Genomic DNA, 6526 nt, shown 5'->3' on the forward strand with positions numbered 1-6526 from the left:
CCGTTCCCCGAACCCGCCAGGGCGCCATGACCAACGCCATTATGAGCATCGCCAATCATCTGAAACCGACCGACTCCATCGTCATTTTGACCGGGGCCGGCATTTCCAAGGAATCCGGCCTGGACACCTTCCGCTGCGCCGACGGCATCTGGGCCAAGGTCGATCTGGAGGACGTCGCCACCCCGGAGGGCTTCGCCCGCGACCCGGTGTTGGTCCACCGCTTCTACAACGACCGGCGGCGCGGCCTGCGCGACCCCGCGGTGCAGCCGAACGCCGCCCATCTGGCGCTGGCCGAGCTGGAGCGGCGCTGGAAAGGCGACCTGCTGCTGGTCACCCAGAACATCGACGACCTGCACGAGCGCGGCGGGTCGCAGACGCTGATCCACATGCATGGAGAGCTGAACGCGGTCTTCTGCCGCCACTGCCACAACAAGGTGGAGCGTTGGACCGGCGACCTGTCGGTGGAGGACGTCTGCCCGTCCTGCGCCCGCAAGGGCGGCATGCGCCCCGACGTGGTGTGGTTCGGCGAGATGCCCTACCAGATGGAACGGATCTACCGGGCGCTGGGCGCCTGCGACCTGTTTGTCTCCATCGGCACCTCCGGCAACGTCTATCCCGCCGCCGGCTTCGTGGCCGAGGCGCGCAACGCCGGCGCCCTGACGCTGGAGCTGAACCTGGAGCCGTCGGCGGGCGCCAGCCTGTTCGCGGACTCCGTCAACGGCCCGGCGACCGCGCTGGTCCCGGCCTTCGTGACCGCGCTGCTGGACCTGTGACCGACGATCTCGAGAGCCTGTTCGAACAGGCCCGCGCCTGCCGGCTGTGCGAGGGGGTGCTGCCGCACGGCTGCCGCCCGGTGCTGCGCGGCAGCCCGTCCGCCCGCCTGCTGATCGTCGGGCAGGCGCCGGGCGCGCGGGTGCACGCCACCGGCATTCCCTGGAACGACCCGTCCGGCGACCGGCTGCGCCAGTGGCTGGCCATGGATCGCGCGGCCTTTTACGACGAGAGCCGGATCGCCATCGTCCCCATGGGGCTCTGCTACCCCGGCACGGCGCCGAAGGGCGGCGATTACCCGCCGCGTCCGGAATGCGCGCCGCTCTGGCACCCGCCGCTGCGCACCGCCCTGACCGGGGTGCGGCTGACCCTGCTGATGGGCGGTTACGCCCAGGCTTACTATCTGGGAAACCGCCGCCAACGGACGATGACCGACACGGTTGCGGCGTGGCGGGATTACCTGCCGGAGTTCCTGCCCCTGCCCCACCCGAGCTGGCGCAACACCGCCTGGCTGAAGAAGAACCCGTGGTTCGACGCGGAGCTGGTCCCGGCGTTGCGCCGCCGTGTGGACGAGGCCCTGGACGGGTAGCTCACCCCTCCATGGCCTCGATGCGCTCCATGTCCTCGTCCGACAGGCCGAAGTGGTGGCCGATCTCGTGGATCAGGACGTGGCGGACGATGGCGAACAGGTCCTCGCCGGTCTCGCACCAATAGTCCAGGATCGGGCGTCGGTAGAGGAAGATCATGTCCGGCCCGCTGCGCAGGTCGGCGACGCTCTGGCGCGTCATATCGACGCCCCGGTAGAGGCCGAGCAGGTCGAAAGGGCTTTCCAGCTCCATCTCGCGCTCGGTCTCCTCGTCGGGGAAATCCTCGACATGGATCGACAAATTGGCGATCGGGGCCAGGAGTTCCCGCGGAATCGTCTCCAGCGCGTCCTCGGCCATCCGCTCGAGGTCGGGGGTGGAGGGGGGAACGGTGTGGGTGTGTGCCGGTTTGCGCATCATACCGGTGAAGGTAGCGTTGCTTGCCGCCCAGGCCAAGCGGCGCTAAACCGGAAGACGGACCGGAACACCGATTTGATCCACGATCGATCCGTGTCCGTTACGCCTTGCACAGGCCAACCAAGTTCAGGCCAACCAACAACGGGGGAAGGAATGTCGGACAAGCTGGTGGGCGCCAAGCGGCAGACCGCGCTGAAGGAACTGCACGGCTGGGCGGAGGTGCTGGAGCGCGACGCGATCCGCAAGACCTACCATTTCCCCGACTTCCCCGCCGCCTGGGGCTTCATGAGCCAAGTCGCCCTGCTGGCGGAGCGGACGAACCACCATCCGGAATGGTTCAACGACATGGGCCGGGTGGAGATCATCCTGTGCACCCGCAGCGCCGACGGCCTGACCCAGGCCGACGTCGACTTCGCCCACCGCGTGGACCAGATCGCCCCGAACCGCGACCGCTGAAGGCGTTGGAGAATCCCCTCTCCCGTCCCGGGAGAGGGAGGGACCCGCCGCAAAGCGGCGGGAGGGTGAGGGTATCGCCAAGGATCAGCGTCTTGATCCTCGCACGCCCCTCACCCGCCCGCTGCGCGGGCCCCCTCTCCCGGGGCGGGAGAGGGGTTGGGGCGCTCAGGCCGGTTCCAGAACCACCTTCACATCCGCCGGGCGCCCGAAGAAAGGGGCGGTGGTGACCAGCAGCGGGCAGCCGGCGGCGGCGTAGGCCGCCGCATTGTCCTCCGTCACGCCGCCCGCCGCGGCGACGACCGGTGGGCGCGGCAGGCCGCGCGTTGCCTCGACCACGGCGCGGGCCTCTTCCGGCGTGCGCTTCTCCAGTTGCAGCACGTCGGCCCCGGCCCGGGCGAAGGCGATGGCGTCCGCCACCGTGTCGACCTCCACCACAATCTTCTTTTCCGGCGCCCGGCGGCGCAGGTCGGCGATCCACGCCTCGGGGGGACCGGACAGGAAGGCGCGGTGTTCGGCGAAGACCAGGATCGTTTCCGACAGGCCCAGCCGGTGCATCACCGCCCCGCCGGCCAGCACCGCCTTGACCGACAGGTCCTTGGCGCCGGGAAAGTTCTTGCGGGTGCAGGCGACGGTGACTCCGGGCGCGGCCTCGACGATGCGGCGGGCGCGGGAGGCGATGCCGGAGGCGTATTCGACCAGGGTCTGCGCCACCTTCCAGCCGCGGTGCAGGGCGCCCGCCGGGCCGTGCCCCTCCAGGAAGGGCGCCCCGGCCTCGACCGCCGTGCCGCTGGGCCGGACGGACGTCACCGTGCCGCCGGCCTTTTCGATCAGGCGGGCGGCTTCCTCCGTCCCGGCCAGCACCATGGCGCCGCGCGCCATGAAACGGATGCGCGCCGGGGCGGCGGCGATGCCCAGCGAGTCGGTGGTCAGGTCACCGTAGGGAACGTCCTGGGCGAGGAGCGCGTCGAGCGCGGCATCGGACAGGACGATCATCGGCGGTTTCCTTCTTTTTGTTAAAGCCACCCGCGGCGGCGGAAGTACCAGAGCGGCACCACGGCCGACAGAACCATCAGCAGGATCGCCATGGGATAGCCGAAGTCCCAATCCAACTCGGGCATGTAATGGAAGTTCATGCCGTAGGCCGAGGCGATCAGCGTCGGCGGCATCAGCGCGACCGACACGACCGAGAAGATCTTGATGATCGCGTTCTGCTCGATGTTGATCAGGCCGAGCGTGGCGTCGAGCAGGAAATTCGCCTCATGCGCCAGGAAGCCGGCGTGCTCGTTCAGGGAGCGCAGGTCGCGCGACAGCGTCTTCAGCGCGGCCTTCTGCTCCTTGGTCAGCCGTCCGGCGGCGACGGAGGAGAGGAAGGCGACCAGCCGGTCCAGCCCGGCGAGGCTGTCGCGCACCTTGTGCGTCAGGTCGCCGGCCCGCCCGATGCCGCGCAGCACGTCCTGCAGCTCGTCCGGCTTCTTGGCGGCGCGCCCGCCGCCACCGGCCCCACCCCCGCCGAACCCGCCGTTGTTCAGTGAGTCGGTGAAGATGCGCGCGGACAGCCCGTCGATGCGGGCGCCGATCAGCTCCAGCACGTCGGCCACCCGGTCGATCACAGCGTCCAGGATGCCCAGAAGCGCGTCCTCCGCGCTGGCCAGAAGCTCCGGCTGGCGGCTGGTCCGCGCGGCGAAGGTGGCGACGGAGCGCGGCTCGGTGAAGCGCACCGTGATCATGTGCCGGGGGGTCAGGACGAAGGTGACCTCGCCCTGCTCCGGCATCGGCGAATCGGCCCGCGCGATCACCGAGGAGGTGAGGTAGACGGCCTCCCCCTCGGTGTAGAGCTGGCTCGACGCCTCGATTTCCTTCATTTCCTCGCGCGTCGGCAGGTCGCAGCCGGTGACGGCGCCGACATGCGCGCGCTCCGCCTCGTCGGGGCGGAGAAGGTCGATCCACACCGTGTTGGGCGGCAGCGGCTCGCCGAGGGCGAGCGGCTGCTCGACCACGCGGCCGCCCACCCGGGCGTGGACCGTGATCATGCAAGGGCCTCGGCCGGGACCGGCGCGCCGGCGGCGCGGCAGGCGGCGGCCAGCGTGTTCAGCATCAGGCAGGCGATGGTCATCGGCCCGACGCCGCCCGGCACCGGGGTGATGGCGCCGGCGACCTTGACCGCCTCGTCGTAGGCGACGTCGCCGACCAGCTTGGTCTTGCCCGGCTCGGTCGGGTGCGGGATGCGATTGATGCCGACGTCGATGACCACGGCGCCCGGCTTGATCCAGTCGCCGCGCACCATCTCCGGACGGCCCACCGCAGCGACCAGGATGTCGGCGCGGCGGCATTCGCCGGGCAGGTCCTGGGTGCGGGAATGGGCGACGGTGACGGTGCAGTCCTGCTGGAGCAGAAGCTGCGCCATCGGCTTGCCGACGATGTTGGAGCGGCCCAGCACCAGCGCGCGCTTGCCCTTCAGGTCGTTGCCCAGCGTGTCGCGGAGCAGCAGCAGGCTGCCCAGCGGGGTGCAGGGCACGATGGCGCCGGCGCCGCCGGTCGCCAGCAGGCCGGCGTTGACGACGTGGAAGCCGTCGGCGTCCTTTTCCGGGACGATGCGGGCCAGCACGCGGGCCGTGTCGATGTGCTTGGGCAGGGGAAGCTGGACCAGGATGCCGTGCACCGCCGGATCGGCGTTCAGCCGGTCGATCAGGGCCAGCAGCTTCGCCTCGCCGAGGTCGGCCGGCATGTGGTGGTCGAAGCTGTTCATGCCGAGGTCGGCCAGGGCCTTTTCCTTGGACCGGACATAGACCTGGCTTGCCGGGTCCTCACCCACCAGCACGACGGCGAGGCCGGGGGTGACGCCGTGGCTGGCCTTGAGAGCGGCCACACCCTCCGCCACGCGGGCGCGCAGCCCCGCGGCGAACGCCTTGCCGTCGATGATCCTCGCCTCAGCCATCGCTGTTCCCGCCATCGCTCTTTCCCGTGTCAGGCTTCGCTGTTTCCACCAGCGCCGTCAGCCGGCGCATCAGATCGGCCGGATCGCCGGCCACATGGACAATCTTGTTCCGGTCGGTGGCGCCGGCCACCACCGTCAGGCTGGTCTTGGGCAGTTTCCACGCCTTCGCCAGCAGTTTCACCACCGCTTCGTTCGCCTTGCCGTTCTCCGGCACGGCGGTGACAGTCACCTTCAGGGCCGTTCCTCCCGACGCCGTGGCGGCCAGCCCGGCGATGGCGTTGCGCGACGCCTTGGGCGTCACCCGCAGCGCCAGCCGGACGCCGTCCGCCACAGCTTCAAAGGGAGCGGCCCCGAACGGTCCCGTCATCAGAAGCGCGGCCAGTATTCCGCCATCAGGTTGCGGATGAAGAAGATCAGCAGGATCAGCGCGATCGGCGACAGGTCCAAGCCGCCCATGTTCGGCAGGACGCGGCGGATCGGGCGCAGCACTGGTTCCGTGATGCGATAGAGGAAGTCGCCGATGACATAGACCGCGCGGTTGCGGGTGTTGACGACGTTGAAGGCCACCAACCAGCTCAGCACCGCCGAAGCGATGAGCAGCCACACATAGAGGCTGAGAACGGTGTCGATCAGCAGGTAGAGCGCAATCATGCCCAGCCCGTCCCTTTATTGTCCGATTTTGCGGGGCACCCTAAGCACAAGCGGCGAGTGCTGTCCAGTGCCGCGCGGCCGGGCGCCGACATCCCCTTGGCCAGCCTCTTCCGCGAACCGCCGATGCCCGCGTTCGGGCGCGTTCAGAGGGCTTGACAGGCACCCTTCGCATCACCATTATCCGCCGCACGCCGGTGACGGTGTGTGGGGCCGTAGCTCAGCTGGGAGAGCGACGCGTTCGCAATGCGTAGGTCGGGAGTTCGATCCTCCTCGGCTCCACCAATTCCTCCAAGTCAGTGATGCGACACTGGATATTCGCCCGGAAGCGGCGCAATTCCCCGCGGTATGACACCGCCCTGTCGCTCACGGCATCCACCGAATCGCTTCCATTCCCTTTAAAATCCGCCGTTTCCGCCCACTCCGGGTGTCGCACGTCCCGGTCGCCTGAGCGGCCCCCACAGGGCTGTCCGCAACGAGCCGTCCGGCACAACACCCGCGTCCCAGGCCGATCTGCAGGCGGTTTCGGGCCGAAGGGGGCTCAGCAAGGTGCTTTCCGGACATGAAAAAGCCCGCCAAGCCGGTGGCTTAGCGGGCTGATTTGGTTGCGGGGGCAGGATTTGAACCTGCGACCTTCAGGTTATGAGCCTGACGAGCTACCGGGCTGCTCCACCCCGCGGGTGTTTCTGGGCCAGGGACCGTGTGCGACGATTGC

At 69.2% G+C, this 6526-nt stretch carries 9 protein-coding genes and 2 tRNA genes; 4 read left to right on the top strand and 7 right to left on the bottom strand.

Features of this window, described 5'->3' with window-relative positions:
• The first annotated feature begins 26 nt into the window (after positions 1-26).
• The gene (locus tag ACWPN5_RS16720; protein WP_492296332.1) at positions 27-773 is read left to right on the top strand and encodes an NAD-dependent deacylase; all 747 of its coding nucleotides are present in this window, start codon (positions 27-29) and stop codon (positions 771-773) included.
• Complete coding sequence (locus ACWPN5_RS16725; protein WP_492296334.1) at positions 770-1360, top strand: uracil-DNA glycosylase family protein; 591 nt, start codon at positions 770-772, stop codon at positions 1358-1360. Before ACWPN5_RS16720 ends, ACWPN5_RS16725 begins: the two co-directional genes overlap by 4 nt.
• 1 nt (position 1361) lies before the next feature.
• Here the strand turns inward: ACWPN5_RS16725 and ACWPN5_RS16730 are convergent, their stop codons facing one another.
• Entirely contained in the window at positions 1362-1775 is a 414-nt protein-coding gene (locus ACWPN5_RS16730; RefSeq protein WP_035669725.1) for a metallopeptidase family protein, read from the bottom strand.
• 150 nt (positions 1776-1925) lie between these two features.
• Here ACWPN5_RS16730 and ACWPN5_RS16735 point away from each other — a divergent pair, with 150 nt between their 5' ends.
• The gene (locus ACWPN5_RS16735; RefSeq protein ID WP_014238670.1) at positions 1926-2228 is read left to right on the top strand and encodes a 4a-hydroxytetrahydrobiopterin dehydratase; all 303 of its coding nucleotides are present in this window, start codon (positions 1926-1928) and stop codon (positions 2226-2228) included.
• 165 nt (positions 2229-2393) lie between these two features.
• On the opposite strand, the gene modD is transcribed toward ACWPN5_RS16735, so the two are convergent.
• Genes modD through ACWPN5_RS16760 form a run of 5 tightly spaced genes read right to left on the bottom strand, consistent with a single transcriptional unit; the run spans position 2394 to position 5814 of the window.
• Positions 2394-3221 (bottom strand): ModD protein, encoded by an 828-nt coding sequence (modD, locus tag ACWPN5_RS16740; RefSeq protein ID WP_492296335.1) that lies wholly within the window; start codon positions 3219-3221, stop codon positions 2394-2396.
• 20 nt (positions 3222-3241) lie between these two features.
• Complete coding sequence (locus ACWPN5_RS16745) at positions 3242-4258, bottom strand: magnesium transporter CorA family protein (RefSeq protein ID WP_145681191.1); 1017 nt, start codon at positions 4256-4258, stop codon at positions 3242-3244.
• Positions 4255-5163 (bottom strand): bifunctional methylenetetrahydrofolate dehydrogenase/methenyltetrahydrofolate cyclohydrolase FolD, encoded by a 909-nt coding sequence (gene folD / locus ACWPN5_RS16750; protein WP_145681190.1) that lies wholly within the window; start codon positions 5161-5163, stop codon positions 4255-4257. Before folD ends, ACWPN5_RS16745 begins: the two co-directional genes overlap by 4 nt.
• Positions 5156-5530 carry a DUF167 domain-containing protein gene (locus ACWPN5_RS16755; protein ID WP_145681189.1) on the bottom strand — a complete coding sequence of 125 codons (375 nt, stop codon included), beginning with the start codon at positions 5528-5530 and terminating at the stop codon, positions 5156-5158. The genes folD and ACWPN5_RS16755 overlap by 8 nt, the downstream gene beginning before the upstream one ends.
• The gene (locus tag ACWPN5_RS16760; RefSeq protein WP_014238675.1) at positions 5530-5814 is read right to left on the bottom strand and encodes a YggT family protein; all 285 of its coding nucleotides are present in this window, start codon (positions 5812-5814) and stop codon (positions 5530-5532) included. Before ACWPN5_RS16760 ends, ACWPN5_RS16755 begins: the two co-directional genes overlap by 1 nt.
• 206 nt (positions 5815-6020) lie before the next feature.
• Here ACWPN5_RS16760 and ACWPN5_RS16765 point away from each other — a divergent pair.
• Positions 6021-6096: transfer RNA gene (locus tag ACWPN5_RS16765), tRNA-Ala, on the top strand.
• 317 nt (positions 6097-6413) lie between these two features.
• Here ACWPN5_RS16765 and ACWPN5_RS16770 read toward each other — a convergent pair.
• A tRNA-Met gene (locus ACWPN5_RS16770) sits at positions 6414-6490 on the bottom strand.
• Between the last annotated feature and the right edge of the window lie 36 nt (positions 6491-6526).

This window comes from Azospirillum sp. UENF 211521 (genome assembly GCF_058780535.1).